The organism is Streptomyces sp. NPDC003077, assembly GCF_040611095.1.
Lineage (GTDB): Bacteria > Actinomycetota > Actinomycetes > Streptomycetales > Streptomycetaceae > Streptomyces.
Window position 1 is genome coordinate 30,512 of the sequence record NZ_JBEXNM010000006.1, and the last position, 26,005, is coordinate 56,516.

Here is a 26,005-nt window from a genome sequence, read left to right on the forward strand (position 1 = left end):
AGTGTGCGACCCCTTACAGCTTCATCAGGCTGGCGTCGTCGACCGAGGCCGTGTGGCGGGTGCGGAAGATCGTGACGATGATCGCCAGGCCGACCACGACCTCGGCCGCGGCGACGACCATCGTGAAGAAGGCGATGATCTGGCCGTCCAGATTCCCGTGCATCCGCGAGAAGGCCACGAAGGCGAGGTTGCAGGCGTTGAGCATCAGCTCCACGCACATGAACACCACGATGGCGTTCCGCCGGATCAGCACCCCGGCCGCGCCGATGGTGAACAGCAGGGCGGCGAGATACAGGTAGTTGACCGGGTTCATTTGCTGACGTCCTCCCTCGCGGCGGACGGGGCCTGCGGCTCCTCGGGCTCGCTGTCCCGCCCCAACCGCTCCTCGGCGCGCCGCTCCAGGGCGGCCAGCTCCGCCAGCGCCTCACCGGAGACGTCCCGGATCTGGCCGCGCTGGCGCAGCGTCGGGTTGACGGTGAGGTCGGAGGGCGTGCCGTCGGGCAGCAGGCCGGGGATGTCCACGGCGTTGTGCCGGGCGTAGACGCCCGGGGCGGGCGCCGGGGTGGGCAGCGGCCACGCGGAGCCGCCGCCGGGGCGGCCGGACGGGGACTGGACGCCCTCGCGGACGCGCCGTTCGGCCAGCTCGCGCTGGGTCTTGGCGCGCTCGGTGCGCTCGCGGTGGGTGAGCACCATCGCGCCGACCGCCGCCGTGATGAGCAGCGCGCCGGTGATCTCGAAGGCGAACACGTACTTGGTGAAGATCAGCGCCGCCAGGCCCTGCACGTTGCCGCCGGCGTTGGCCTCGCCCAGGCCGTTGAAGTGCTTGAGCGAGGCGTTGCCGATGCCGGCGATGAGCAGGACGCCGAAGCCCAGCCCGCAGGCGGCGGCCAGCCACCGCTGGCCCTTGAGCGTCTCCTTGAGGGAGTCGGCGGCCGTGACGCCCACCAGCATGACGACGAAGAGGAACAGCATCATGATCGCGCCGGTGTAGACGACGATCTGGACGATGCCGAGGAAGTACGCGCCGTTGGCGAGGTAGAACACCGCCAGGATGATCATCGTCCCGGCCAGCGACAGAGCGCTGTGGACGGCGCGCTTCATCAGGATCGTGCACAGCGCGCCGATGACGGCGACCGTGCCCAGGATCCAGAACTGCACGGACTCGCCGGTGGACGTACTGGACGCCGCGGCGGCGAGGTGGAGGGAGGCCGTCATCGGATCACCTCGGACGCCGCCGGTTCCTCGGGACCGAAGGTCTCGGCGGCCTCCTGCGGGCGCTCGCCCTTGGAGATGGCCGTCTGCCGCTCGGTGCCCGGCGCGGCCCGGGTGACCAGGCCGTTGTAGTAGTCCTTCTCCGTCATGCCGGGGAAGATGGCGTGCGGGGTGTCGACCATCGTGTCCTCCAGGCCCGCGAGCAGCTCCTCCTTGGTGTAGATGAGCGATTCGCGGGACCGGTCGGCGAGTTCGTACTCGTTCGTCATGGTCAGCGCGCGCGTGGGGCACGCCTCCACGCACAGGCCGCACAGGATGCAGCGCAGGTAGTTGATCTGGTAGACGCGGCCGTAGCGCTCGCCCGGCGAGTAGCGCTCCTCGTCGGTGTTGTCGGCGCCCTCGACGTAGATGGCGTCCGCCGGGCAGGCCCACGCGCACAGCTCGCAGCCCACGCACTTCTCCAGCCCGTCCGGGTGCCGGTTGAGCTGGTGGCGGCCGTGGAAGCGTGGCGCGGTGGGCTTCTTCTGCTCCGGGTACTGCTCGGTCAGCCGCTTCTTGAACATGGCCTTGAAGGTCACGCCGAAGCCGGCCACCGGGTTGTGGAAGTCAGGCACCGTCGCCCCCCTTTCCCTCGGTCCCACCCATTCCATTACGGACAGTGTCGGGGCCGCCACTGACAATCAGCTCGCGCTCGGCCCACCGCGACCGCCGCCGCGGCACCGGCGGCAGCGTCTGCCCCGGCAGCGGCGGCACCGGGAACCCGCCCGCCATCGGGTCGAACGCCGGCTCGGGCGCCTCCTCGGGAGCCCGCTCGCCGCGCCGGAAGAAGTCCACGACCAGCGAGAGCAGCAGCAGCGCCACCGCCGCGCCGGCCACCCACAGGACGATGCGCTGGAAGTCGTACCCCTCGTTCTTCAGCGCCCGGACCGTGGCGACGAGCATCAGCCACAGCAGCGAGACGGGGATGAGGACCTTCCACCCCAGCTTCATGAACTGGTCGTAGCGCACCCGCGGCAGCGTGCCGCGCAGCCAGATGAAGAAGAACAGCAGCAGCTGCACCTTGATGACGAACCACAGCATCGGCCACCAGCCGTGGTTGGCGCCCTCCCAGAACGTGGAGATCGGGTACGGCGCCTTCCAGCCGCCCAGGAACAGCGTGACCGCGACCGCCGAGACGGTGACCATGTTGATGTACTCGGCGAGCATGAACATCGCGAACTTGATGGACGAGTACTCGGTGTTGAAACCGCCCACCAGGTCGCCCTCGGACTCCGGCATGTCGAACGGCGCCCGGTTCGTCTCGCCGACCATCGCGACGATGTAGATCAGGAACGACACCGGCAGCAGCAGCGCGTACCACGTCCCCTGCTGCGCCTCCACGATGGTGGAGGTCGACATCGACCCGGAGTACAGGAACACCGCCGCGAACGCCAGGCCCATCGCGATCTCGTAGGAGATCATCTGCGCGCACGAGCGCAGGCCGCCCAGCAGCGGGTACGTCGAGCCGGACGACCAGCCCGCCAGCACGATCCCGTAGATGCCGACCGACGCGGTGGCCAGAATGTAGAGGATGCCGATCGGCAGGTCGGTCAGCTGCATCGGCGTGCGGACCCCGAAGATGGAGATCTCGTTGCCCGCCGGGCCGAACGGGATCACCGCGATCGCCATGAAGGCCGGGATCGCGGCGACGATCGGCGCCAGCACGTACACCGCCTTGTCGGCGCGCTTGACGACCACGTCCTCCTTGAGCATCAGCTTGATGCCGTCTGCGAGGGACTGGAGCAGGCCCCAGGGGCCGTGCCGGTTCGGGCCGATGCGCAGTTGCATCCAGGCGACGACCTTGCGCTCCCAGACGATGGAGAACAGCACCGTCAGCATCAGGAACGCGAAGCAGAACACCGCCTTGATCGCGATGAGCCACCACGGGTCCCGCCCGAACATCGACAGGTCTTCCTGCGCGAGCCGCGTCCCGGCCGGGGCGAGTTGCGCGATCATGCGTCCACCTCCTGGCCCGGCGCCACGGCGCCGGTGACGGGGGAGATCGTGACCAGGTCGCCGGGGCGCGCCCCGGTGTCGGCGGTGACGCCGCCCCCGGTGGAGTTCATCGGCAGCCACACCACGTGGTCGGGCATCTCGGTGACCGCCAGCGGCAGCCGCACCGTTCCGGTGGGCCCGGTGACGGCGAGCAGGTCGCCGTCCTTGACGCCGGTGTCCGCCGCGGTGGCCGCCGACAGCCGGGCGAGCGCCGCGTGCCGGGTGCCGGCCAGCGCCTCGTCACCCTCCTGGAGGCGGCCCTGGTCCAGCAGCAGCCGGTGCCCGGCGAGCACCGCCTGGCCCGGCTCCGGACGGGCCGGGGGCCGGCCCGTCTCGGCGGGCTCGGTGGCGTACGGGCCGTCCCAGGGGCCGAGCCGGTCCAGCTCGGCCCGCACCGCCCGGACGTCCGGCAGCGCCAGGTGCACGTCCATCGCGTCGGCGAGCATGTGCAGCACCCGGGCGTCGCTCGGGGCGTGCCGGTGCGTCAACTGGTCCGGCTTGAGCGCGGCCTCGAACAGCCGCGCCCGGCCCTCCCAGTTGAGGAACGTTCCGGCCTTCTCGGCGACCGCCGCGACCGGCAGCACCACGTCCGCGCGCTCGGTGACGGCCGAGGGCCGCAGCTCCAGGCTCACCAGGAAGCCCACCGCGTCCAGCGCCTCCAGCGCGCCCGCCGGGTCCGGCAGGTCGGCGGGCTCGACGCCCGCCATCAGCAGCGCGCCCAGCTCTCCGGCCACCGCGGCGCTCAGGATCTGGCCGGTGTCCCGGCCGTGCCGCAGCGGCAGTTCGGCGACGCCCCAGGCGGCGGCGACCTCCTCGCGCGCCCGCGGGTCGGTGGCCGGCCGCCCGCCGGGCAGCAGGCCCGGCAGCGCCCCGGCCTCCAGGGCGCCGCGCTCCCCGGCCCGGCGCGGGATCCACACCAGCCGGGCCCCGGTGGCGCGCGCGGCCCGCAGCGCGGCGCTCGGCGCGCCGGGCACCGCGGCCAGCCGCTCGCCGACCACGATGACGGCGCCGGGCGCGCGCAGCGCCTCGGCGGCGGCCCGCCCCGCGTCCGGCGTCCCGTCGCCCACCGACGTGCCCCCGAGGGTGGCGCCGTCGGCGAGCGCGTCCAGCCAGCGGGTCTCCGTGCCGGGCGCGGCGGGCAGCAGCGTGCCGCCCGCCTTGAGCAGCCCCCGGGTGGCGTACGGGGCGAGCCCGTAGACGCGCTGCCCGTGCTTGCGGTGCGCCTTGCGCAACCGCAGGAAGACGCCGGGGGCCTCCTCCTCGGCCTCTATCCCGGCGAGCAGCACGGCGGGCGCCTGTTCCAGGGCCGTGTACGTGACGCCGCCGCCGTCCAGGTCGCGCCCCCGCCCGGCGACCGCCGCCGCCAGGAAGTCGGCCTCCTCCGCGCTGTGCGCCCGCGCCCGGAAGTCGATGTCGTGGGTGTCCAGCGCGATCCGGGCGAACTTGGCGTACGCGTACGCGTCCTCCACCGTCAGCCGTCCGCCGGTCAGCACGCCCGCGCGCCCGCGCGCCGCGGACAGCCCGCGCGCCGCCGCGGCCAGCGCCTCCGGCCAGCTCGCCGCGTGCAGCGCGCCGTCCTCACCGCGCACCAGCGGGGTGTCGATCCGGTCCCGCTGCTGCGCGTAACGGAAGCCGAACCGGCCCTTGTCGCAGATCCACTCCTCGTTGACCTCGGGGTCCTCGGCCGCCAGCCGCCGCATGACCTTGCCGCGCCGGTGGTCCGTCCGCGTCGCGCAGCCGCCCGCGCAGTGCTCGCACACCGACGGGGACGAGACGAGGTCGAAGGGGCGGGACCGGAAGCGGTACGCGGCCGAGGTCAGCGCGCCGACCGGGCAGATCTGGATGGTGTTGCCGGAGAAGTACGACTCGAAGGGGTCGCCCTCGCCGGTGCCGACCTGCTGGAGCGCGCCGCGCTCGATCAGCTCGATCATCGGGTCGCCCGCGATCTGCTGCGAGAAGCGGGTGCAGCGCGCGCACAGCACGCACCGCTCGCGGTCCAGCAGCACCTGCGTGGAGATCGGAACCGGCTTCTCGTACGTGCGCTTCTTGCCGGTGAAACGCGAATCGGGGTCGCCGACCTGCATGGCCTGGTTCTGCAGCGGGCACTCGCCGCCCTTGTCGCAGACCGGGCAGTCCAGCGGGTGGTTGATCAGCAGCAGCTCCATCACGCCGCGCTGCGCCTTCTCGGCGACCGGCGAGGTGAGCTGCGAGCGGACCACCATGCCGTCGGTGCAGGTGATGGTGCACGAGGCCATCGGCTTGCGCTGGCCCTCGACCTCCACGATGCACTGCCGGCAGGCGCCCGCCGGGTCGAGCAGCGGATGGTCGCAGAACCGGGGGATCTCGATGCCGAGCATCTCGGCGGCCCGGATGACCAGCGTCCCCTTGGGGACGCTGATCTCGATGCCGTCGATCGTCAGCGTCACCAGGTCCTCCGGCGGCACCGCCGCCTCCCCGCTGCCGGAGGAGGCGCTGGTCGTGACGGTCATGCGGTCACCTCCACGGGGGTGTCGGCCCAGACGGTCGATTTGGCGGGGTCGAAGGGGCAGCCCCGGCCGGTGATGTGCTGCTCGTACTCCTCGCGGAAGTACTTCAGGGAGGAGAAGATCGGCGAGGCGGCGCCGTCGCCGAGGGCACAGAAGGACTTGCCGTTGATGTTGTCGGCGATGTCCTGGAGCTTGTCGAGGTCCTCCATGCGGCCCTTGCCCGCCTCGATGTCCAGCAGCAACTGGGTGAGCCAGTAGGTGCCTTCGCGGCAGGGCGTGCACTTGCCGCAGGACTCGTGCGCGTAGAACTCCGTCCAGCGGGTGACCGCCCGCACCACGCAGGTGGTCTCGTCGAAGCACTGGAGCGCCTTGGTGCCCAGCATCGAACCGGCCGCGCCCACGCCCTCGTAGTCCAGCGGCACGTCCAGGTGCTCGTCGGTGAACATGGGCGTCGACGAGCCGCCCGGCGTCCAAAACTTCAGCCGGTGGCCGGGGCGCATCCCGCCGCTCATGTCCAGGAGCTGGCGCAGCGTGATCCCCAACGGGCCTTCGTACTGGCCCGGGTTGGCGACGTGGCCGCTGAGCGAGTACAGCGTGAAGCCCGGGGACTTCTCGCTGCCCATCGAGCGGAACCACTCCTTGCCCCGGTGCAGGATCGCGGGAACCGACGCGATGGACTCGACGTTGTTCACGACAGTGGGGCAGGCGTACAGGCCCGCCACGGCCGGGAAGGGGGGACGCAGCCTGGGTTGCCCGCGCCGTCCTTCCAGCGAGTCCAGCAGCGCGGTCTCCTCGCCGCAGATGTACGCGCCCGCGCCCGCGTGCACGATGACGTCGAGGTCGAGGCCGGAGCCGAGGATGTCCCGGCCGAGGTAGCCCGCCGCGTAGGCCTCCCGCACGGCCTCGTGCAGCCGCCGCAGCACGGGGACGACCTCGCCGCGCAGGTAGATGAAGGCGTGCTTGGCCCGGATCGCGTGGCAGGCGATGACGATGCCCTCGATCAGGGAGTGCGGGTTGGCGTACAGGAGCGGGATGTCCTTGCAGGTGCCCGGCTCGGACTCGTCCGCGTTGACGACGAGGTAGTGCGGCTTGCCGTCGCCCTGCGGGATGAACTGCCACTTCATCCCGGTCGGGAAGCCGGCGCCGCCGCGCCCGCGCAGCCCGGCGTCCTTGACGTAGGCGATGACGTCGTCCGGTGGCATGGCCAGCGCCGTGCGCAGGCCCTCGTACCCGTCGTGCCGCAGGTAGGTCTCCAGCGTCCAGGAGTCGGGCTGGTCCCAGAAGGCGGAGAGCACGGGCGCGAGCAGCTTCTCCGGGCTGGTCTCCGCGCCGGCCTCCGGCCGGGAACCGCCGGTGTATTCGGTGGCCACGGTCATCACTCCCCCTCCTCGGCGGCCGGTCCGGACGGCCGGGCGGGACGCGGGTCGGCGCCGCGCGCGGCGCCGGGGGGCGACGGGTGGGCCGGGTCGGCGGCCGAGGTCGTCAGCGGCGCGTCGTGGGAGCTGGGGTGCCCCGGCGCCGCCTCGTCCTGCGGGTAACGGCCCGGCCGCGGCGCCACCACGTGGTCCGCGCTGCCGCCCCCCTCCCCCTTGGCCAGCCGCAGCCCGGCCAGCGAGGCGGGCCCGGCGCTGCCGCCCTCGCGGACGGCCTCCGGCCGCGGATCGGGGAAGCCCGCCAGCACCCGGGCCGTCTCCTTGTACGTGCACAGCCGCGCGCCCCGGGTGGGCGCCACCGGGCGGCCCGCCTTCAGGTCGTCCACCAGCCGCTTGGCGCTGTCCGGCGTCTGGTTGTCGAAGAACTCCCAGTTGACCATCACCACGGGCGCGAAGTCGCAGGCCGCGTTGCACTCGATGTGTTCGAGGGTGATCTTCCCGTCCTCGGTCGTCCCGCCGTTGCCGACACCCAGGTGCTCCTGCAACTCCGCGAAGATCGCGTCGCCGCCCAGCACCGCGCACAGGGTGTTGGTGCACACGCCCACCTGGTAGTCGCCTGACGGCACCCGCCGGTACATGGTGTAGAAGCTCGCCACCGCCGTGACCTCGGCCGTCGTCAGCCCCAGGTGCTCGGCGCAGAACCGGATGCCGGTGCGCGTGACGTGCCCCTCCTCGGACTGCACCAGGTGCAGCAGCGGCAGCAGCGCCGAGCGGGCGCCGGGGTAGCGGGCGATCACCTCCCGGGCGTCCGCGTCCAGCCGCGCCCGCACGTCGGCCGGGTAGTCGGGGGCGGGCATCTGGGGGATGCCCAGGTTCGTGCTCGCCGGAGTGACGTCACTCACCGGTCGACGCCTCCCATCACGGGGTCGATGGACGCCACGGCGACGATGACGTCGGCCACCTGGCCGCCCTCGCACATCGCCGCCATGGCTTGCAGGTTGGTGAAGGACGGATCGCGGAAGTGCACGCGGTAGGGGCGGGTGCCCCCGTCGCTGACGACGTGCACGCCCAGCTCGCCCTTGGGTGACTCCACGGCCGTGTACGCCTGCCCGACCGGCACCCGGAACCCCTCGGTGACCAGCTTGAAGTGGTGGATCAGGGCCTCCATCGAGGTACCCATGATCTTCTTGATGTGGTCCAGGGAGTTGCCCAGCCCGTCCGGCCCCAGCGCGAGCTGCGCGGGCCAGGCGATCTTCTTGTCCGCGACCATCACCGGCCCGGGCGCCAGCCGGTCCAGGCACTGCTCGATGATCCGCAGGCTCTGCCGCATCTCCTCGATGCGAATCAGGAAGCGCCCGTAGGCGTCGCAGGTGTCGGTGGTCGGCACCTCGAAGTCGTACGTCTCGTAGCCGCAGTACGGCTGGGTCTTGCGCAGGTCGTGCGGCAGGCCCGCCGAGCGCAGCACCGGGCCGGTGGCGCCGGTGGCCAGGCATCCGGCCAGGTCCAGGTAGCCGACGTCCTGGAGGCGCGCCTTGAAGACCGGGTTTCCGGTCGCGAGCTTGTCGTACTCGGGCAGGTTCTTGCGCATCTTCTTCACGAACTCGCGCAGTTGGTCCACCGCGCCCGGCGGCAGGTCCTGGGCGAGGCCGCCGGGCCGGACGTAGGCGTGGTTCATCCGCAGACCGGTGATCAACTCGTAGAGATCGAGAACGAGTTCACGATCACGGAAGCCGTAGATCATGATCGTGGTGGCGCCCAGCTCCATGCCGCCGGTGGCGATGCACACCAGGTGCGAGGAGAGCCGGTTGAGCTCCATCATCAGGACGCGGATGACCGACGCGCGCTCGGGGATGTCCTCGGTGATGCCCAGCAGCTTCTCCACGGCCAGGCAGTAGGCCGTCTCGTTGAAGAAGGGCGTGAGGTAGTCCATCCGCGTGACGAAGGTGGTGCCCTGCGTCCAGGTGCGGTATTCGAGGTTCTTCTCGATGCCGGTGTGCAGGTAGCCGATGCCGCAGCGGGCCTCGGTGACCGTCTCGCCGTCGATCTCCAGGATGATCCGCAGCACGCCGTGCGTGGAGGGGTGCTGCGGGCCCATGTTGACGACGATCCGCTCGTCGTCGGCGCGCGCGGCGGCGGCGACGACCTCGTCCCAGTCGCCGCCGGTGACGGTGTAGACCCGGCCTTCGGTGGTCTCGCGGGGAGTTGCCTGCGACGTGGTCATCAGCTGTACGACCTCCGCTGGTCGGGTGCCGGGATCTGCGCGCCCTTGTACTCGACGGGGATGCCGCCGAGCGGGTAGTCCTTGCGCTGCGGGAACCCCTGCCAGTCGTCGGGCATCATGATCCGCGTCAGCGCCGGATGGCCGTCGAAGACGAGACCGAAGAAGTCGTACGTCTCGCGCTCGTGCCAGTCGTTGGTCGGGTAGACGTCCACGATCGAGGGGACGTGCGGGTCCGCGTCGGGCGCGGAGACCTCCAGCCGGATCAGCCGGTTGTGGGTGATCGAGCGCAGGTGGTAGACGGCGTGCAGCTCACGGCCCTTGTCGCCGGGGAAGTGCACGCCGCTCACCCCCGTGCACAGCTCGAAGCGGAGCGCCGGGTCGTCCCGCAGCGTCCGCGCCACCACCGGCAGGTACTCCCGCTCGATGTGGAAGGTCAGCTCGCCGCGGTCCACCACCGTCTTGCCGATGACGTTCTCCGGGACGAGTCCCTGCTCCTCCAGCGCCCCTTCGAGCTCGTCGGCGACCTCGTCGAACCACCCCCCGTACGGCCGCGCGCTCGCGCCGGGCAGCCGCACGGTCCGCACCAGGCCGCCGTACCCGGAGGTGTCGCCGCCGGCGGCGGCGCCGAACATGCCGCGCCGGACGCCGATGACCTCGCCGGAGTCGTCCCGCTGGGCGGGGACCTCCGATCCGTTGTGCCCGCTCACCGCAGCAGCCCCTTCATCTCGATGAGCGGCAGCGCCGTGAGCGCCGCCTGCTCCGCCTCGCGGGCCGCCTCGCGCTGGTTGACCCCGAGCTTGGTGCCCTGGATCTTCTGGTGCAGCTTGAGGATGGCGTCCATGAGCATCTCGGGGCGCGGCGGGCAGCCCGGCAGGTAGATGTCGACCGGCACGATGTGGTCCACGCCCTGCACGATCGCGTAGTTGTTGAACATCCCGCCCGACGAGGCGCACACCCCCATCGAGATCACCCATTTCGGGTTCGGCATCTGGTCGTAGACCTGCCGCAATACGGGCGCCATCTTCTGGCTCACCCGGCCGGCCACGATCATCAGGTCGGCCTGCCGTGGCGAGCCCCGGAAGACCTCCATGCCGAAGCGGGCCAGGTCGTAGCGCCCGGCCCCGGTGGTCATCATCTCGATGGCGCAGCAGGCGAGCCCGAAGGTCGCGGGGAAGACCGACGACTTGCGGACCCACCCCGCGGCCTGTTCGACGGTGCTCAGCAGAAAGCCGCTGGGCAGCTTCTCTTCAAGTCCCATTGGTGGCCCCTAGTCCCATTCCAGGCCGCCGCGGCGCCAGACGTAGGCGTAGGCGACGAAGACGGTGAGCGCGAAGAGGAGCATCTCCACGAGCCCGAACACCCCCAGCGCGTCGAATGTGACGGCCCAGGGGTAGAGGAAGACGATTTCGATGTCGAAGACGATGAAGAGCATCGCCGTCAGGTAGTACTTGATCGGGAAGCGACCGCCGCCTGAGGGCTGCGGGGTCGGCTCGATTCCGCACTCGTACGCTTCGAGCTTGGCCCGGTTGTAGCGCCTGGGTCCGACGAGCGTGGCCATGACGACGGAGAAGATCGCAAAGCCTGCTCCGAGGGCTCCCAGTACGAGGATGGGCGCATAAGCGTTCACCGTCCTCGCTCCCTTCAGTCGACGATGACTGGTTGGCGGTCCGTCCGGGTCCCGTCGCCGCCCCGCGAAGATCGTGCATATGTGAGGCAGTTCACAAGCCCGAACCGCCTGCATCTTAAGCCCGACGGTCTGTGATCTGCGACACGGGGTACGACAACGCCTTTGTGATCTCCACCACCTGACGATGGATCATGGGGCGGCAAACTCGATGATCTTCGTACATCAAGCGCTCAAATGATCACCAAGAGTGATCACAAACGGGGTTACCGCTGGTCAGGAAGAGATTGGCTTTATCAAGGTGTGCCAGGTACACGCAAATTGGTGTTACCGCCGATCACCTGATAATGCGTCCGCTTCGAACGCGCCCGGAGGGCCGCCCGAGGCCTCCCGGGGCGCGAGCCGGGCAGCGAGGAGAGCCCCGCCATCGTGACGGACCGTGAGCCCCTGGGCATGGGCGACGAAATGGGACGCCCGTTCGGTCGGCCGACGGGGGCGGCCGCCTGACCGCCGCTACGCGCGCCGGTTCACGAGCGGCCGGGAATGTCGTACGGAGCACCGGACGCCCCGCGACACCGCGCGGACCGACGCCGACGGCGAGCGGGGGACGCCGGACGGACGGCGGCGGCGCACACCGGATACGCCGGACGCGCGACCCGGCGATGCGCACCGCCCCACCCCCGGGACGGCCACCGGCCCTCCGAAACCGGCCACCCCTCCCCCGCCCCTCACATCGCATCAGCCACCGCGCGCACGCCGCTCCCTCACGGCCACTCACATCACGGCTCATCACGACCGCATCACAGGCACATAACGGGCACCTCCGAGTGACGTACCCCACGCGTCCCTCTGCTTTGGAATCGCCGCGACGGGGAAACCTTGGCGCGGCGGCTGTAAAAGTGATAAGCGCCCGCGGATCATGCTCTCGGCAGCAAATGCCATGCGTAGGAACATGATCACGAAATTCGTCCGGCGCCCGGCGCGATCAAGGCCCGACCAAAAGTCCGTTTTGTTCATCGCGTACGCGTCAAGTGTGGCGCACAACACGTTTGTTGGCAGCAACCTGTGGCTCCTGATAGCCGTGGTGCCATGTCCCCGAACGCAGTCATACCCAGCCACCGGAAGCCCCGTCGTTCCGCGTCTTCGCGGGCGCTGCGCGCAGGGGTCACCGGCGGCATCCTGACCCTCGCGGTCACCGGTGCGGCCCTCCCGGCGAACGCGGCCGAAAAGCCCGTCGCCGAGACCCTCGAAATGCCCACCGTCACCGCCGACCTGGTGACCACCCTCGCCAAGAGCGCCGACGCCGCCGAGCAGGCCGCCCTTGAGTACGAGCGCCAGGCCGCGCAGGACAGCTCCACCGCCGCCGCAGCCAAGGCCGCCGCCAAGGCCAAGGCCGAGGCGGAGCGCAAGGCCGAGGCCGAGCAGAAGGCCGAAGAGGCCCGCCAGGCCGAGGAGGCCAAGGCCCAGGAGCGCGCCTCGCGTTCCACCGAGCGGACCACGCTGACCACCCGCGCCGCCTCCACCGGGGTCTCCACCGACGCCACCGCGTCCACCCCCCGCTCCACCGGGACCGGCAGCAGCTCCTCGCTCGTCGGCTTCCTCCAGGCGCAGCTCGGCAAGTCCTACGTCATGGGCGCCACCGGTCCCTCCGCGTACGACTGCTCCGGCCTCGTCCAGGCCGCCTACCGCCAGCTCGGCATCGACCTGCCGCGCACCTCCCAGCAGCAGTCCACCTTCGGCACCCAGGTCGGCCTGGGCAACCTTCAGGTCGGGGACATCCTGTACTGGGGCGGCGCGGGCAGCGCGTACCACGTCGCCGTCTACGTCGGCAACGGCAACTTCATCGGCGCCCAGAACCCCAGCACGGGCATCGTGGAACGCCCGCTGAGCTACAGCCAGCCGACGGGTGCGGTGCGGGTGCTCTGAGGGGCTGGAGAGGCGTCTGAAGCGTCCGGGGGCTCGGTGAGCTGAGGACGCGTCTGACGGGTCTCGGCGGCGCGGTGTTGCCCGGCCGCGCCGTGGGGCCGGCCTGGATGTACGACGAAGCCGCCACTTCCTCCGTTGGGAGGGGGTGGCGGCTTCGGCGCGCCCGGGTGGAGGCGGGCGCGCTCCCCGGTGCCGGGGCCGGGGCGTCGGCGCGCCCATGGGGCCGGGCCATGGCTCCTCTGCGGACCGCGTATTCCCGGCCCCGTCACGCCCGCCGCCCCGCCGATCCGGTCCTCAGGAGCTGGGGGCCACCTTCGAGAGGCCGTTGATGATGCGGTCCATGGCGTCGCCGCCGGTGGGGTCCGTCAGGTTGGCGAGCATCTTGAGGGTGAAGCGCATCAGGACGGGGTGGGTCAGGCCGCGCTGGGTGGCGAGCTTCATGACCTTCGGGTTGCCGATGAGCTTCACGAAGGCGCGGCCGAGGGAGTAGTAGCCGCCGTAGGTGTCCTTGAGGATCTTCGGGTAGCGCTGGAGGGCCAGCTCGCGCTGGGCGTAGGTCTGGCGGGCGTGGGCCTGGACGATGACGTCGGCGGCGATGGCGCCGGACTCCATGGCGTACGCGATGCCCTCGCCGTTGAACGGGTTGACCATGCCGGCCGCGTCACCGACGAGCAGCAGCCCGCGCGTGTAGTGCGGCTGGCGGTTGAAGGCCATGGGGAGGGCGGCGCCGCGGATCGGGCCGGTCATGTTCTCCGGGGTGTAGCCCCAGTCCGCCGGCATGGAGGCGCACCACGCCTTGAGGACCTCGCGCCAGTCCAGCTCCTTGAAGGCGGCCGAGGTGTTCAGGACGCCCAGGCCCACGTTGGACGTGCCGTCGCCCATGCCGAAGATCCAGCCGTAGCCGGGGAGCAGGCGCTCCTGGCCGCCGCGCCGGTCCCACAGCTCCAGCCACGATTCGAGGTAGTCGTCGTCGTGCCGGGGCGAGGTGAAGTACGTGCGCACGGCGACGCCCATGGGGCGGTCCTCGCGCCGGTGCAGGCCCATGGCCAGGGACAGGCGCGTGGAGTTGCCGTCGGCGGCGACGACGAGCGGGGCGTGGAAGGTGACCGGGGTCCTCTCCTCGCCGAGCTTGGCGTGCACGCCCTCGATGCGGCCGGTCAGGTCGTTGATGATCGGCTCGCCCACGTTGCAGCGCTCGTACAGCCGGGCGCCCGCCTTCTGGGCCTGGCGGGCGAGCTGCTCGTCGAAGTCGTCGCGCTTGCGGACCAGCCCGTAATCCGGGTACGAGGCCAGTTCGGGCCAGTCGAGCTGGAGGCGGGAGCCGCCGCCGATGATGCGCAGACCCTTGTTGCGCAGCCAGCCCGCCTCTTCGGAGATGTCGATGCCCATGGCCACGAGCTGCTTGGTGGCGCGCGGCGTCAGGCCGTCGCCGCAGACCTTCTCGCGGGGGAAGGCGGTCTTCTCCAGGAGGAGCACGTCCAGCCCGGCCTTGGCCAGGTAGTAGGCGGTGGACGAGCCCGCCGGGCCGGCTCCGACGACGATGACGTCCGCGCGGCGGTCGGCGCCGCCGTCCGGGACGGAGGCGGCGGCTGGCGCGGACGCGGGCGAGGACTCCGTGGCGGACTCGGAAACGGGCTCGGACGCGGGCTCGGTCACGACGGGGCCTCCCGGAACTCGAAATCTGGGTGCCGACCGGCACTGGGCACCTGCAGTCTATGGGGGCGTATGTGATCAGAACCTGAAGGGTTCGTCCGGGAACGGGCCACTCCGGCCAGGGTCGGGCGGTGGGCTTTCCGGTGGGCCTTGGGCGGGTCCCTGGAGGGTGCCTCGTGTCGGGTTCCTGGAGGGTGCCTGGAGGGTCTTTGTCGGGTCCCTGCCGGGTTTCTGGAAGGGGCCCTGCCGGGTTCCTGGAGCGGTCCCTGCCGGGTTCCTGGAGGGCTTCGCGTCCGGCCGGCGGTTCGACCGCGCGTCCTGAGGGCCGGGGCCGTTCGCGAACGTTCAAGGGGGAGCCGTTCGGGAACGGCTCCCCTTGTGGCTGATCGGCCGTTTCAGGACGGCCGTGCCGCCGGGTCAGTCGATGTCGGTCTCCTCGGACCAGGTCTTCAGGGCGGTGCTGAAGACGATGTCCTGCTCCGGGTCCCACAGGTCGGCCCGGCACTCGTAGTAGATGCTGTATTCGGTCCCGTCGTCGGCGACGTACGCCTGGTCGATGGCGTGGATGGTCCGGCCGGAGTCGTCCGAGGTGTAGGTGAACTCCCAGCGGGCGCCGGGGCGGCCCTGGAAGGTGTTCTCCCGCATCTCCACCCGCTCGTAGTCCTGGCGCTTGCGGGCGCCCTCCTCCAGGGTGCGGAAGTTGTCGTACGAGCTCACCGGGGCGTCGTGGATGACGCCGATGCGCAGGTACGAGCCTCCGGTCGGGGCCTCGTAGTCGATCTGGGTGCCCTTCTCCGTACGGTGCCACCCGTCCATCACGGCGAGGGAGAAGCCCCGGGGGTCGGTGGTGCGGACGAAGTTCGGGGGGAGGTCGGTGAGGGCGGAGGCGGTGGCCTCCGGGGTGCCCTCCGGCGTTCCCTCGGGGGTGGCGGTCGCGGGGGCGGCGCCGGGCTCGGCGGTGGTGGCCGACGGGGTCGGGGACGCCGGGGTGGGCCGGTCGGATTCGGCCGCCGCGCGGGGCTTGGCGGGAGCGTCGCCGTCCTTGTTGAGGGCGTACAGGGTTCCGGCGGTGGCCGCGCCGCCGACGACGAACGCCGCAGTGGCGAGGGCGATCCCCTTCCCGGGCCGACGGCGCGGGAGCGGCGGGGCCTGCGGTGACGAGGTGGCGGAAGGGGCGGGGGACGGCGCGGCGGCCGGAGCGGTGCCGGGCGTGGCGTGGGCGGCGGGTGGCGCGGTGGGCGGTGCGGTGGGCGGTGCCGTAGGGGCGGCTGATGCGGACGGGGCGGTCTGTCCGTACGGTGCGGGGTTTCCGTGCGGTGCGGACGGCGCGTACGGAGCGGGCGGAGTGGTCTGCCCGTACGGAGCGGCAGGCGCGTACGGGGTGGCCGGCACGGCCGCGCGGGGAACGGCGAGGCCGAGGGCCTTCAGGGCGTACGGGACGAGGAGGACGGCGGCGAAGGACCAGAGCAGCCCGAACAGCAGCGCCTCGGCGCCGCCCACCGTGAGCGAGCCATGGGCGACCAGGCCGTCACCGCTGCCGGCGGCTTCGAGCCCGGTGCCGTAGTCCTCGTCACCGGAGAACAGGCCCCCGTCAAGCCCCGTGCCCGCGCTCACCTCGCGGAGGTTGAACTCCATCCCGAAGCCCGCGATCCACAGGAGCAGCAGCAACCCGGCGACGAAGAACCCGGCGGCGAGCAGTCGTTCGCCCTGGCCCACCGACCACCGCGCGGCCAGGACGCCGAGGATCAGCGCGCAGACCACGCCGAGCGCCACCGTTCCGGCGACCGTGCCGCCACCGGGGCCGTGGGCGAGGTCGGGGTAGCCCCAGGACATGTCGCCCCGCCCGAAGAACGGCAGGCCCGGTATCGACCACTGGGCGTCCAGCGGCGCGCCCCAGGAGAACCCGAGCGCCATCGCGCCCAGATTGGGCAGCAGCACGAGGAGGCCGACCACTCCGCCCGCGTTGATGTCCTTCCCCTGGACGAGGGTCAGGACGAGGACGACGGCGGACACGAGGCCGACCACGGCCGCCAGGGCGCACAGGGCCGTGCGCAGCGCGCCGACGGCCGTGCGCAGCGCCGGGCGGCCGGACAGCCACCGGTCGCGGTCCGGGCGCGTCAGCACGGTCCCGGCGATGACGGCGGACAGCAGGAAGGACCACAGCAGGGACGCGAACGGCGCGGACGATATCTCCGCACCGCCGTACGAGGGCTGGGCGAACAGCGCCAGAACGAAGGCGCCCAGGGCACTGAGCGCGGCGACCCGCAGCGTCGTCTCCAGCGTCTCGGTACCGCCCGGTGCACCCAGTGGTGCCGCCGTCTGGTGGACGCGCCGGGCCCGGCGGGCGGCGACCGCCAGCGCGAGCGCCCACAGGAGCGTCGCCAGCAGCGGCACCAAGGAGAGCGTCGCCTGCCCGGTGATCCGGGTGTCGGACGAGCCTGGGGCCGGACCTCCGTCCCCGGAGATCTCGAAGCCGCCGCCGACGCCTTGCAGCAGCAGCGCGAGCAGGGCGCGGGCGATGTCCAGCCAGCCCGGCGGGGCCCCGTCCGTACGCTCCGAACGGTCCTCGTCGCCCGTGGGGACGAAGGCGGCCAGGGCGCACGCGAGGACGAGGAACAGCGCGTTCGGCCAGACGGCGATCCGCGCGGCGGCTCCCCAGGCGCGGCCACCGCTCTTCACCGTGCGGGAGAGGAAGGCCGCGAACGGGGCGGCCGGTGCGGGCCCTTGGGTGGCGACCATCGGCCCATGAGCGGCGGCGTACGGCGGGACGCCGGGCGGGGGCGGGGCGGTCGGTGGCGCGGCCGGTGGGGTGGTGGGGCGGTGCGTGGGAGGGGGCGGGGTGCTCGGCAGCGGGGGGTGGTCGGGGGCGGTGGGTGCCGCGGAGGGGGTGGCCTCGGCTGGCGCCGGGTTGGGGCTCGGTGCGTTGGCGTCCGTCGGTTTGGAGACCGTCGCGTCCGTGCCCGTCGGCTTGGAGACCGGCGCGTCCGCTTCCACCGGCTTGGAGACCGCCGGGTCCTCGCCCGTCGGCTTGGGGCTTGTCGCGTCCGTGGCCGGCGCCTTCGCGTCCGGGGACTCGTCAGCCGTCGGCTTTCCGCCCGGGGCCTTGGACGGTGCCGTCCCCTCGGGGCGTATTTCCCGCCCGCACCCCATACAGAAGCGCGCCTCCCCTGGTGAAGACGCGCCACAATCCGGACAGAAGGCTGGCATGAGAGGCTCCGGGCATCGCGGGGCAGGGCCTGCGCCTCCCCCTGGACGTACGTACAGACACAGCCGTCACACAGGCGGTTCCCGGCCACGGGCCCCTGCCCCACGCACGCGAACGACCCCCTTCCGGCCGACACACGCGCGTCCATGACAAGCCGTCACGCCCCATGGTTACACGGGCATATGACTGCGATGGCTGTGATGGCCGTGATGGCTGTGATGACTACGTGAGCGGTAGCCGACGATCCGGGAGGGCACGGCCGCCGGAACCCGGCCGCACCCGCCCCACACCCGTCAGCCCTCAGCCCTCAGCCCTCAATCGGCTTGTATCCCCGGTGCATCGCCACGATGCCGCCCGTCAGATTGCGCCAGGCCACCTTCTGCCAGCCCACTCCCTGGAGGCGGGCGGCCAGTGCGGGCTGGTTGGGCCAGGTGCGGATGGACTCGGCGAGGTAGACGTACGCGTCCGGGTTGCTGCTGACCGCGCGGGCGACGGGCGGCAGGGCGCGCATCAGGTACTCGGTGTAGACGGTGCGGAAGGGCGCCCAGGTGGGTTCGCTGAACTCGCAGATGACGACCCGGCCGCCGGGCTTGGTGACCCGGTACAGCTCCTTCAGGGCGGCGTCCGTGTCCTGCACGTTGCGCAGGCCGAAGGAGATCGTGACGGCGTCGAACACGTCGTCCGCGAAGGGGAGACGGGTGCCGTCGCCGGCCGTGAAGGGCAGCCACGGGTTCCGCTTCTTGCCCTCGCGCAGCATGCCGACCGAGAAGTCGCACGGGACGACGTACGCACCGGAGCGGGTGAACGGCAGCGAGGACGTGCCGGTGCCGGCCGCGAGGTCGAGCACGCGTTCGGCGGGCCGCGCGGCGACCGCCCGGTCCACCTCCTTGCGCCACAGCCGCGCCTGCCCCAGGGACAGCACGTCGTTGGTGAGGTCGTACCGTGCCGCCACGCCGTCGAACATCTCGGCGACTTCGTGCGGCTGCTTGTCCAGGGATGCTCGGGTCACAGGCCCATTGTCCACCGCACGGCACTTCGTCCCCGTCCGGGGCACGGGTCCCCCGACGACGCTCCCCCTGCCGGGCCCCGGCGTCGTCACCGCCTCCGGAAGACCAGCCGCCCGTCCAGCACGGTGACCAGGCAGGCGCCGTCCGCGCCGAAGACCGCGAAGTCGGCCGGTCCGCCGACGGCCAGGGCGCGGGGACGGGGTTCAGGGCCGGGTCCGGGAAGCACGCGGAGGCCGGAGCGCTGGACGGCCGTACGGACGGCGGGCCGGGTGAACGGGCCGGTGACGGCCGTCGTGCCCGCCGCCAGCAGCCGCTGGAGGCCGCGCCGGGCGCTGGCGCCCCACCGGGTGTCGGGCATGTCCAGGGCGGCCAGCGCCCGCCCGGTCAGCGGCTCGCTGCCGAGCGCGTCGGCCTCGCGCGGGTCGGGGTGGTAGGTCGCCTCCAGGTAGGCGGCGCCGTCGGGCTCGTACCCGCCCGGCGTCAGCACGCCGTCCCACGCGCGGACGCGGGCCCGCGCGCCGTACGTCGCGGCCAGTTCGTCGTACGGCCCGATGGCGGCGAGGCGGGCACCGTCGACGACAACGGCGTCCGCGAGGTCGACGACGGGGGACGCGGGCTCGTCCACGGCGTGCGCGGGGTCGGCGGCAGCGGAGGACTCGGCAACGGCGTGCGCGGGCTCGTCCACGGCGCGCGCGGACGCGACGGCGGTGGGCGCGGGCTCGTCCACGGCGCGCGCGGGGTCGGCGGCAGCGGAGGACTCGGCAACGGCGTGCGCGGGCTCGTCCACGGCGTGCGCGGACGCGACGGCGGTGGGCGCCGGACCGGCAGCCGAGGGCTCCGGACCAGTTGCCGCGAGCCCGTCCTCTCCGGCCCCTACGGCGACCCGCACCCCCCGCACCCGATGGATCGTCAGCACGGCGGCCGGTTCAGCCGGCGTCGACGAGCTTCAGCTCGGGGTGGGCGGTGCCGCCCTCGATGGCCGTCGAGGAGAGGTGGGAGACGACGCGGTCGTCGACCGGGTCGTTGGCGGGGTCGTCGTGCACCACCAGGTGCTCGTACGTCGTGGCGCGCTGCGCCGGGACGCGGCCCGCCTTGCGGATGAGGTCGATCAGCTCCAGGCGGTTGGAGCGGTGCTTGGCACCGGCCGAGGAGACGACGTTCTCCTCCAGCATGACCGAGCCGAGGTCGTCCGCGCCGTAGTGCAGCGAGAGCTGGCCGACCTCCTTGCCGGTGGTCAGCCAGGAGCCCTGGATGTGGGCGACGTTGTCCAGGAAGAGCCGCGCGATGGCGATCATGCGCAGGTACTCGAAGAGGGTGGCCTGCGTGCGGCCCTTCAGGTGGTTGTTCTCCGGCTGGTAGGTGTACGGGATGAAGGCGCGGAAGCCGCCCGTGCGGTCCTGGACGTCGCGGATCATGCGCAGGTGCTCGATGCGCTCGGCGTTGGTCTCGCCGGTGCCCATGAGCATCGTGGACGTGGACTCGACGCCCAGGCGGTGCGCGGTCTCCATGATCTCCAGCCAGCGCTCGCCGGACTCCTTCAGCGGCGCGATGGCCTTGCGGGGCCGCTCGGGCAGCAGCTCGGCGCCCGCGCCGGCGAAGGAGTCCAGGCCCGCGGCGTGGATGCGGCGGATCGCCTCCTCCACGGAGACGCCGGAGATCCGGGCCATGTGCTCGACCTCGGAGGCGCCGAGGGAGTGGATGACGAGCTGGGGGAAGGCCTTCTTGATGGCGGAGAAGTGCTCTTCGTAGTACTCGACGCCGTAGTCCGGGTGGTGGCCGCCCTGGAACATGATCTGCGTGCCGCCCAGCTCGACGGTCTCCGCGCAGCGGCGCAGGATGTCGTCCAGATCCCGCGTCCAGCCCTTGGCGGTGTCCTTGGGGGCGGCGTAGAAGGCGCAGAACTTGCAGGCCGTCACGCAGACGTTGGTGTAGTTGATGTTGCGCTCGATGATGTACGTCGCGATGTGCTCGGTGCCCGCGTAACGGCGGCGGCGCACGGCGTCGGCGGCGGCTCCCAGCGCGTGCAGCGGCGCGGAGCGGTACAGGTCGAGCGCCTCTTCGGGCGTGATCCGCCCGCCGTCCGCGGCGCGGTCGAGTACGGACTGGAGGTCGGCGTTCTCGGTCACCGGGCGTCCCTTTCACAGGCGGGCATAACGACCGAACCAGACTACGCCAGGGGTCTGACACCGACTCCGGGGGCCGGGCGGGGGCGGGGAGCGCTCCCACACCCCGCCCGTGAACGCCCGTGGTTTTCCCGGGCCGGGGGACCCCTCCTCCCGCGACCCGTCGCACGCCGCCGAAACCGCCCCGCCCCGCCCCGGGCACCGGCTCACCCGCCGAGCAGTTCCACCTTCACGTCCGCCGGGTAGCCCGTCGTCGGCCCGGTGTGGCGGGCGAACTCGGTGACCCCGCGCAGCTGGTCGGGGCCGAAGCGGAAGTCCAGCGTGGTGAAGTACCGGGCCAGGACCTCCTGGTCGAAGGCCTCCCAGCGCGCCGCCTGCTCGGCGACCTTGTCGACCTCCTCCAGCGAGAGGTCGCGGGAGGCGAGGAACGCCTGGTGCACCTTGTGCACGAGCTCGGGCTCGCGTTCCAGGTACTCGCGGCGGGTGGCCCAGACCGCGAAGACGAACGGCAGCCCCGTCCAGTCCTTCCACATCTGGCCGAGGTCGTGCACCTGGAGGCCGAGCCGGGGGCCGTCGTGCAGGTTGGCGCGCAGCGCCGCGTCACCGATGAGGACGGCGGCGTCCGCCTCCTGCATCATCACGCCGAGATCCGGCGGGCAGGTGTAGTAGTCCGGCGTGACGCCGATCTTCTCGGCCAGCAGGAGCTGGGCCAGGCGCACGGAGGTGCGCGAGGTCGAGCCGAGCGCGACGCGGGCGCCGTCCAGCTCCTCCAGCGGCTTCTGCGTGACGATGACGCAGGACATGACGGGGCCGTCGCAGCCGACGGCCAGGTTCGGGAAGGCCACCAGGTCGTCGGCGGCGCGGAGGTACTCCACGAGCGTGACGGGACCGATGTCCAGGTCGCCGCGCACCAGCTGTTCGCTGAGCTTCTCCGGCGTGTCCTTGGTGAGGTCCAGATCGAGCAGCGCGCCCGTCCGCGCGAGGCCCCAATACAGGGGCATGCAGTTCAGGAACTGGATGTGGCCCACCCGCGGCCGGCTGCGGCGGTGGTGGGCCGCGCTTCCCTCGGGTGCGTCTTCGGCGGGTGCGTCTCCAACGGTTGAATTGTCCACATGCGGAGGCTAAACCCGTTGCGTACGTCTCGGCCCGGCGGGGGTTCGCCCGCTCACCGGGCCGTGGCCGGCCCGTCATGCCTGGGTGCCTATGACCGGTCGGCGCACTCGGTAAACGTGATCTTTAGCTCTTTCGCCTCCCCAACGCACCGTGCTAGGCTCAGCGCAAGTTGCAGTTTGGTTTCCCTTGCAGTACAGAGCCTGCGGAGCATGTGACGCCGCAGGCTTTTGTAGTTTTCAGACTTCTTGCAGGTTCTGGAGCAGGGCAACCCTTTGGCCCAAGGAGGGCTTATGGCTACCGGAACCGTCAAGTGGTTCAACGCTGAAAAGGGCTTCGGCTTCATCGCCCAGGACGGCGGCGGCCCGGATGTCTTCGTCCACTACTCCGCGATCAACGCCTCTGGCTTCCGCTCCCTTGAGGAGAACCAGCAGGTTACCTTCGACGTCACCCAGGGCCCCAAGGGTCCCCAGGCGGAGAACGTCACCCCGGCCTGAGTCAGCCGGATCGACCGATCGCGGTCGACACAGCAGTACCCAAGGAGCCTCGCTTCCTCCACCTTCGGTGGGGAGCGGGGCTCCTGCCTTGCCTCCGGCCTCCCCGCACCGTCCGCCGCTGGTCAAGCCGTACGGCACGGGGCCGGCGCCCGGCCGCTTCCCCCTCCCCCCGGCCCCCCTCCTCCCTAGGGTCGCCCGCCGCACACCCCCTCCGCTCCGACGGGTCTCCGGAGCGTTCCCGTCGGCGTCGCGAGGCGCTTCCGGAACGGTTCCCCAGTGATCCCGCCGACGTGCCGGCTCGGTTTTGCCAGGGGATTCCTTACGGATTCATGACGCCTTCACGCGTCTTTCCCGTTGACTTCGTGCCGCCTTTGCGCAGCCTTCACATCATCTCCGCGCCGCTTTCGCGTGACCTCTGTCGACTTCTGCCGCCTTTTCCGCGATTCAGGCATGAAGACATTGACGGACGGGTAGAGAACGTCCTTTTATCCGGATCGCACGTCACCACCGGGACGGGAATTCGGGAATCGCCCTACCCTGATTTCGTTCATACCTCCACCCCATTTTCAGATTCTCAGCCGTCACACGGAACACATCCGCCACACGGGCACACCGCTTGGGCCATCTCGCCCACACCTCGTCCACGGTCGTGCCGGTTCACCACTCCTGACCCGACCGTCCATTCGGGCTACTGTTCATGAGCATGACGATTCCCGGAATCCGTGCCGCGTCATGACCCGGCCGACCATCGCGGCGCACCACGTACGGGCCGCGCTGGGCGGTGCGCGGCGGCTGGGCCTGGACACCGTGCCGCTGCTCCAGGCCGCGCGCATCCCGCCGTCCCTGCTCGGGGACGACCGGGCGCGCGTCACCTCCGAGCAGTTCGCCCAGCTGATCAGGGCGCTGCGCCGGGCGACGGACGACGAGTTCCTGGGGCTGGGACCGGTGCCCAGCCGCCGCGGCACCTTCGCGATGATGTGCCAGGTGACCCTGGGCTGCCGCGACCTCGGTACGGCGCTGGACCGGGCGGTGCGCTTCTACGGGCTCTTCCCCGGCGTGCCCCGGTTGGCGGTCGGGAGCGGTTCCGAAACCTCCGAGGCCACCTTCTCCATCGCGGGCGAGCTGACCCCGTACGACGAGGACCGCTTCCTGTCCGAATGCCTGCTGATCATCTGGCACCGTCTCTCCAGCTGGCTGATCGGGCAGCGCATCCCCTTGCGCTGGGTCCGGTTCGCCTACCCGGCGCCGCCGCACGCCGAGGAGTACGACCTCCTGTTCGGCTGCCCGGTGCGCTTCGGCGCGCCGCGCACCGGCGCGGGGTGGGACGCCCGCTGGCTGGCCGCGCCCGTCGTCCGGGACGAGGCCGCGCTCGCGGCGATGCTGCGGCGGGCGCCCGCGGACCTGCTGAGCGCCCCGGCGCACGGCGCGTCGGTCGCCGAGCGGGTCCGGTACGCGCTCGGCGCCGCGCTCCGGGCGACCGGTCCCGCGCGGCTCCCGGAGGCCGTCGAGCTCGCGGCCCGGCTGGCGGTGAGCCCGGCCACCCTGCGCCGCCGCCTGCACGAGGAGGGCACGTCCTACCGGCGGCTGAAGGACGCGGTGCGCCGCGACGCGGCGATCACCTCGCTGGTGGCGGGCCGGGAGCCGATCGCGGAGCTGGCGGTCCGGCTCGGTTTCTCCGAGGACACCGCGTTCCATCGGGCGTTCCGCCGGTGGACGGGCACCACGCCCGGCGCCTACCGGCTGCACCAGGCGCGGGTGGCGGGACGTGCCGAGGGCCCGGTGGCGCACCGCGCCGAGGGTCCGGTGGCGGCCCACACTGAAAGCCCGGTGACCATCCGTGCCGTGAGCCCTGCGGCGATCCGCGCCGTGAGCTCCGTGGCGGCCCGCACCGAAAGCCCCCGGGTGGCCCACACCGAATGCCCCGCCAGGAACAGGACGCCCCCGGACGAGCACGCGGCCCCCGCTCCCCCAAGCAACACGGCGACGCCACACCCACCGCCCGCTCCACCCCCTGGAACGCCGGGTCAGCCAAGCTGAGCGTCCCGGTCAGCGCGGACTCCCCCCGCCGCTCATTACCGTCGGCGCACCACACCCTCAGCTACGGCCCATTGGGAGAGCCGCATGCGCATACGCAGCACAGCTCGCACCGCCGCCGTACCCCTCGCCGCCCTCGCCCTCACCCTCGGCCTCGTGGGCGCGGGCCCGGCCGGCGCCACCACGGCGCCGCGCCCCGCGACCGGAGACGACGCCCGTGTGGCGGGCCCCGCCGAACGCCTCGGGACCAAGGTCACCACCCACGCGGCAGGCTCCGGCCCCAAGGTCACCACCCGTGTGGCGGTCTCCGCCGACCACCCCGGCACCAAGACCACCACCCAGGTAACGGCCTCCGCCGACCGCCCCGGCGACCTCGTCAGATCCGCGCCCACCTCCTTCCACCCGCTCCCCGGCCAGCCCACCCGCACCCGGGCCTGGCACGTCGAGTACCGCTCCACCACCGCGCGGGGCGCCCCGAACGTCGTCTCGGGGACGGTGATCGTCCCCGACGACGGCAAGCAGGGGCCGCGCCCGCTGGTCACCTACGCCGTCGGCACGGTCGGCATGGCCGACTTCTGCGCGCCCTCGGCCGGTTTCCCGCGCGGCACCACCGTGGAGGCCAACCTGATCCAGCTGCTCACGGCCCGCGGGTGGGCGGTCGCGGTCACCGACTACGAGGGCCTGGGCACCCCGGGCGAGCACACCTACACCGTCGGCCGCGCCGAGGGCCACGCCGTCCTGGACGCCGCCCGCGCCGCGCTGCGGCTGCCCGGCGCCGCCGCCGCGGGCCTCACCGAACGCTCCCCGGTCGGCATCATGGGCTACTCCCAGGGCGGCCAGGCGGCCGGCTGGGCCGCCGAACTCCAGGGCTCCTACGCCCCCGAACTGAACGTCAAGGGCACCGCGGCCGGCGGCGTCCCGGCCGACCTCCTGAAGGTCGCCGACTTCAACAACGGCGGCATCGGGGCCGGGATGGTCCTGATGGCCGCGATCGGCCACGACGCCGCCTACCCCGAACTCGACCTGCCGAAGTACCTCAACGCCAAGGGCCGCTTCTACGCCGACTTCGCCAAGCGGAACTGCGTGGCCATCAACACCGTCGCGGGCCTCTTCAAGAGGATCTCCGACGTGACGGTGCGCAACCCGCTCTACGAACCGGACTGGCAGCAGCGCCTGCGCGCGTCGGAACTGGGCACCGGCAAGCCGGGCGCGCCGGTGCTCCTCTACCACGGGCTGCTGGACGAGCTGATCCCGTACGGGGTCGGCAGGCAGTTGCGCGCCGACTGGTGCGGCAAGGGCGGCACGGTCCAGTGGGCCACCATCCCGCTCGCCGAGCACGTCGTCGGCGCCGTCGCGGGCGCGCTGCCCGCCGCGAACTGGCTGTCCGACCGGTTCGCGGGCCGCCCGACGGACGGCGACTGCTCCTGACGACGGACCGACCGGCGCGGTGGGCTTCGTACGGATCCCGCGCATCCCGTGCATCCTGCGGATACCGCGCAC

Annotated in this window: 20 protein-coding genes and 1 pseudogene; 4 read left to right on the plus strand and 17 right to left on the minus strand. The window is 72.0% G+C overall.

Annotated elements, in window-relative coordinates; translation table 11 throughout:
* Positions 1-13: 13 nt before the first annotated feature.
* The 11 genes from nuoK to ABZX96_RS06355 are packed head-to-tail and all read right to left on the minus strand — an operon-like array spanning position 14 to position 10,953.
* Complete coding sequence (gene nuoK, locus ABZX96_RS06305; RefSeq protein WP_355538750.1) at positions 14-313, minus strand: NADH-quinone oxidoreductase subunit NuoK; 300 nt, start codon at positions 311-313, stop codon at positions 14-16.
* Positions 310-1,215, minus strand: a complete 906-nt coding sequence (locus ABZX96_RS06310; protein WP_355538753.1) for an NADH-quinone oxidoreductase subunit J — start codon at positions 1,213-1,215, stop codon at positions 310-312. Before ABZX96_RS06310 ends, nuoK begins: the two co-directional genes overlap by 4 nt.
* Positions 1,212-1,862 (minus strand): NADH-quinone oxidoreductase subunit NuoI, encoded by a 651-nt coding sequence (nuoI, locus tag ABZX96_RS06315; RefSeq protein WP_355538756.1) that lies wholly within the window; start codon positions 1,860-1,862, stop codon positions 1,212-1,214. The genes ABZX96_RS06310 and nuoI overlap by 4 nt, the downstream gene beginning before the upstream one ends.
* Positions 1,819-3,207: an NADH-quinone oxidoreductase subunit NuoH gene (nuoH, locus tag ABZX96_RS06320; protein ID WP_355538759.1), complete on the minus strand. Its 1,389-nt coding sequence runs from the start codon at positions 3,205-3,207 to the stop codon at positions 1,819-1,821. Before nuoH ends, nuoI begins: the two co-directional genes overlap by 44 nt.
* A complete protein-coding gene (locus ABZX96_RS06325; RefSeq protein ID WP_355538762.1) occupies positions 3,204-5,735 on the minus strand; it encodes an NADH-quinone oxidoreductase subunit G in 2,532 nt (843 codons plus the stop codon). The genes nuoH and ABZX96_RS06325 overlap by 4 nt, the downstream gene beginning before the upstream one ends.
* Positions 5,732-7,108: an NADH-quinone oxidoreductase subunit NuoF gene (gene nuoF, locus ABZX96_RS06330; RefSeq protein ID WP_355538765.1), complete on the minus strand. Its 1,377-nt coding sequence runs from the start codon at positions 7,106-7,108 to the stop codon at positions 5,732-5,734. Before nuoF ends, ABZX96_RS06325 begins: the two co-directional genes overlap by 4 nt.
* Positions 7,108-7,962 carry an NADH-quinone oxidoreductase subunit NuoE gene (gene nuoE, locus ABZX96_RS06335; RefSeq protein ID WP_355539113.1) on the minus strand — a complete coding sequence of 285 codons (855 nt, stop codon included), beginning with the start codon at positions 7,960-7,962 and terminating at the stop codon, positions 7,108-7,110. The genes nuoF and nuoE overlap by 1 nt, the downstream gene beginning before the upstream one ends.
* Positions 7,963-8,003: 41 nt before the next feature.
* Positions 8,004-9,326 (minus strand): NADH-quinone oxidoreductase subunit D, encoded by a 1,323-nt coding sequence (locus ABZX96_RS06340; protein WP_355538768.1) that lies wholly within the window; start codon positions 9,324-9,326, stop codon positions 8,004-8,006.
* Positions 9,326-10,033 carry an NADH-quinone oxidoreductase subunit C gene (locus ABZX96_RS06345; RefSeq protein WP_355538771.1) on the minus strand — a complete coding sequence of 236 codons (708 nt, stop codon included), beginning with the start codon at positions 10,031-10,033 and terminating at the stop codon, positions 9,326-9,328. Before ABZX96_RS06345 ends, ABZX96_RS06340 begins: the two co-directional genes overlap by 1 nt.
* On the minus strand, positions 10,030-10,584 hold the full coding sequence (locus ABZX96_RS06350; protein WP_355538774.1) for an NADH-quinone oxidoreductase subunit B family protein: 555 nt from the start codon (positions 10,582-10,584) through the stop codon (positions 10,030-10,032). Before ABZX96_RS06350 ends, ABZX96_RS06345 begins: the two co-directional genes overlap by 4 nt.
* 9 nt (positions 10,585-10,593) lie before the next feature.
* Complete coding sequence (locus tag ABZX96_RS06355; protein ID WP_355538777.1) at positions 10,594-10,953, minus strand: NADH-quinone oxidoreductase subunit A; 360 nt, start codon at positions 10,951-10,953, stop codon at positions 10,594-10,596.
* 1,086 nt (positions 10,954-12,039) lie between these two features.
* Here ABZX96_RS06355 and ABZX96_RS06360 point away from each other — a divergent pair.
* Positions 12,040-12,876, plus strand: a complete 837-nt coding sequence (locus ABZX96_RS06360) for an NlpC/P60 family protein (RefSeq protein WP_355538780.1) — start codon at positions 12,040-12,042, stop codon at positions 12,874-12,876.
* Between the two features lie 294 nt (positions 12,877-13,170).
* Here ABZX96_RS06360 and ABZX96_RS06365 read toward each other — a convergent pair whose 3' ends face one another.
* The 6 genes from ABZX96_RS06365 to ABZX96_RS06390 form a co-directional block, all read right to left on the minus strand.
* Entirely contained in the window at positions 13,171-14,418 is a 1,248-nt protein-coding gene (locus ABZX96_RS06365; RefSeq protein ID WP_355539116.1) for a geranylgeranyl reductase family protein, read from the minus strand.
* A gap of 528 nt (positions 14,419-14,946) precedes the next feature.
* A complete protein-coding gene (locus tag ABZX96_RS06370) occupies positions 14,947-17,679 on the minus strand; it encodes a hypothetical protein (protein WP_355538783.1) in 2,733 nt (910 codons plus the stop codon).
* Positions 17,680-18,041: 362 nt separating this feature from the next.
* Positions 18,042-18,743 carry a demethylmenaquinone methyltransferase gene (locus ABZX96_RS06375; protein WP_355538786.1) on the minus strand — a complete coding sequence of 234 codons (702 nt, stop codon included), beginning with the start codon at positions 18,741-18,743 and terminating at the stop codon, positions 18,042-18,044.
* An 86-nt stretch (positions 18,744-18,829) separates the two neighbouring features.
* Positions 18,830-19,366, minus strand: a complete 537-nt coding sequence (locus tag ABZX96_RS06380; protein ID WP_355539119.1) for a hypothetical protein — start codon at positions 19,364-19,366, stop codon at positions 18,830-18,832.
* Positions 19,367-19,667: 301 nt separating this feature from the next.
* Entirely contained in the window at positions 19,668-20,867 is a 1,200-nt protein-coding gene (mqnC, locus tag ABZX96_RS06385) for a cyclic dehypoxanthinyl futalosine synthase (protein WP_355538789.1), read from the minus strand.
* A 203-nt stretch (positions 20,868-21,070) separates the two neighbouring features.
* Positions 21,071-21,892 (minus strand): menaquinone biosynthesis protein, encoded by an 822-nt coding sequence (locus ABZX96_RS06390; protein ID WP_355539122.1) that lies wholly within the window; start codon positions 21,890-21,892, stop codon positions 21,071-21,073.
* 375 nt (positions 21,893-22,267) lie between these two features.
* Between ABZX96_RS06390 and ABZX96_RS06395 the strand changes: the two genes are divergently transcribed.
* The 3 genes and pseudogenes from ABZX96_RS06395 to ABZX96_RS06405 all read left to right on the plus strand — a co-directional run bounded on the left by ABZX96_RS06395 (position 22,268) and on the right by ABZX96_RS06405 (position 25,933).
* On the plus strand, positions 22,268-22,471 hold the full coding sequence (locus tag ABZX96_RS06395) for a cold-shock protein (protein ID WP_030667277.1): 204 nt from the start codon (positions 22,268-22,270) through the stop codon (positions 22,469-22,471).
* 732 nt (positions 22,472-23,203) lie between these two features.
* Positions 23,204-24,214 (plus strand): annotated as a pseudogene (locus tag ABZX96_RS06400) (AraC family transcriptional regulator); the annotation flags it as partial.
* Positions 24,215-24,592: 378 nt separating this feature from the next.
* Positions 24,593-25,933 carry a lipase family protein gene (locus ABZX96_RS06405; protein WP_355538793.1) on the plus strand — a complete coding sequence of 447 codons (1,341 nt, stop codon included), beginning with the start codon at positions 24,593-24,595 and terminating at the stop codon, positions 25,931-25,933.
* The last annotated feature ends 72 nt before the right edge of the window (positions 25,934-26,005 follow it).

Bases quoted from the DNA above. Each gene is read 5' to 3' on its own strand.
- ABZX96_RS06405 (WP_355538793.1), top strand. From the start codon at position 24,593: ATGCGCATACGCAGCACAGCTCGCACCGCCGCCGTACCCCTCGCCGCC.
- nuoE (WP_355539113.1), bottom strand. From the start codon at position 7,962: ATGCCCGCCCCCGACTACCCGGCCGACGTGCGGGCGCGGCTGGACGCG.
- ABZX96_RS06350 (WP_355538774.1), bottom strand. From the start codon at position 10,584: ATGGGACTTGAAGAGAAGCTGCCCAGCGGCTTTCTGCTGAGCACCGTC.
- ABZX96_RS06340 (WP_355538768.1), bottom strand. From the start codon at position 9,326: ATGACCACGTCGCAGGCAACTCCCCGCGAGACCACCGAAGGCCGGGTC.
- ABZX96_RS06395 (WP_030667277.1), top strand. From the start codon at position 22,268: ATGGCTACCGGAACCGTCAAGTGGTTCAACGCTGAAAAGGGCTTCGGC.
- nuoF (WP_355538765.1), bottom strand. From the start codon at position 7,108: ATGACCGTGGCCACCGAATACACCGGCGGTTCCCGGCCGGAGGCCGGC.
- ABZX96_RS06310 (WP_355538753.1), bottom strand. From the start codon at position 1,215: ATGACGGCCTCCCTCCACCTCGCCGCCGCGGCGTCCAGTACGTCCACC.
- ABZX96_RS06370 (WP_355538783.1), bottom strand. From the start codon at position 17,679: ATGGGGTGCGGGCGGGAAATACGCCCCGAGGGGACGGCACCGTCCAAG.
- nuoI (WP_355538756.1), bottom strand. From the start codon at position 1,862: ATGGAATGGGTGGGACCGAGGGAAAGGGGGGCGACGGTGCCTGACTTC.
- ABZX96_RS06360 (WP_355538780.1), top strand. From the start codon at position 12,040: ATGTCCCCGAACGCAGTCATACCCAGCCACCGGAAGCCCCGTCGTTCC.
- nuoH (WP_355538759.1), bottom strand. From the start codon at position 3,207: ATGATCGCGCAACTCGCCCCGGCCGGGACGCGGCTCGCGCAGGAAGAC.
- nuoK (WP_355538750.1), bottom strand. From the start codon at position 313: ATGAACCCGGTCAACTACCTGTATCTCGCCGCCCTGCTGTTCACCATC.
- ABZX96_RS06325 (WP_355538762.1), bottom strand. From the start codon at position 5,735: ATGACCGTCACGACCAGCGCCTCCTCCGGCAGCGGGGAGGCGGCGGTG.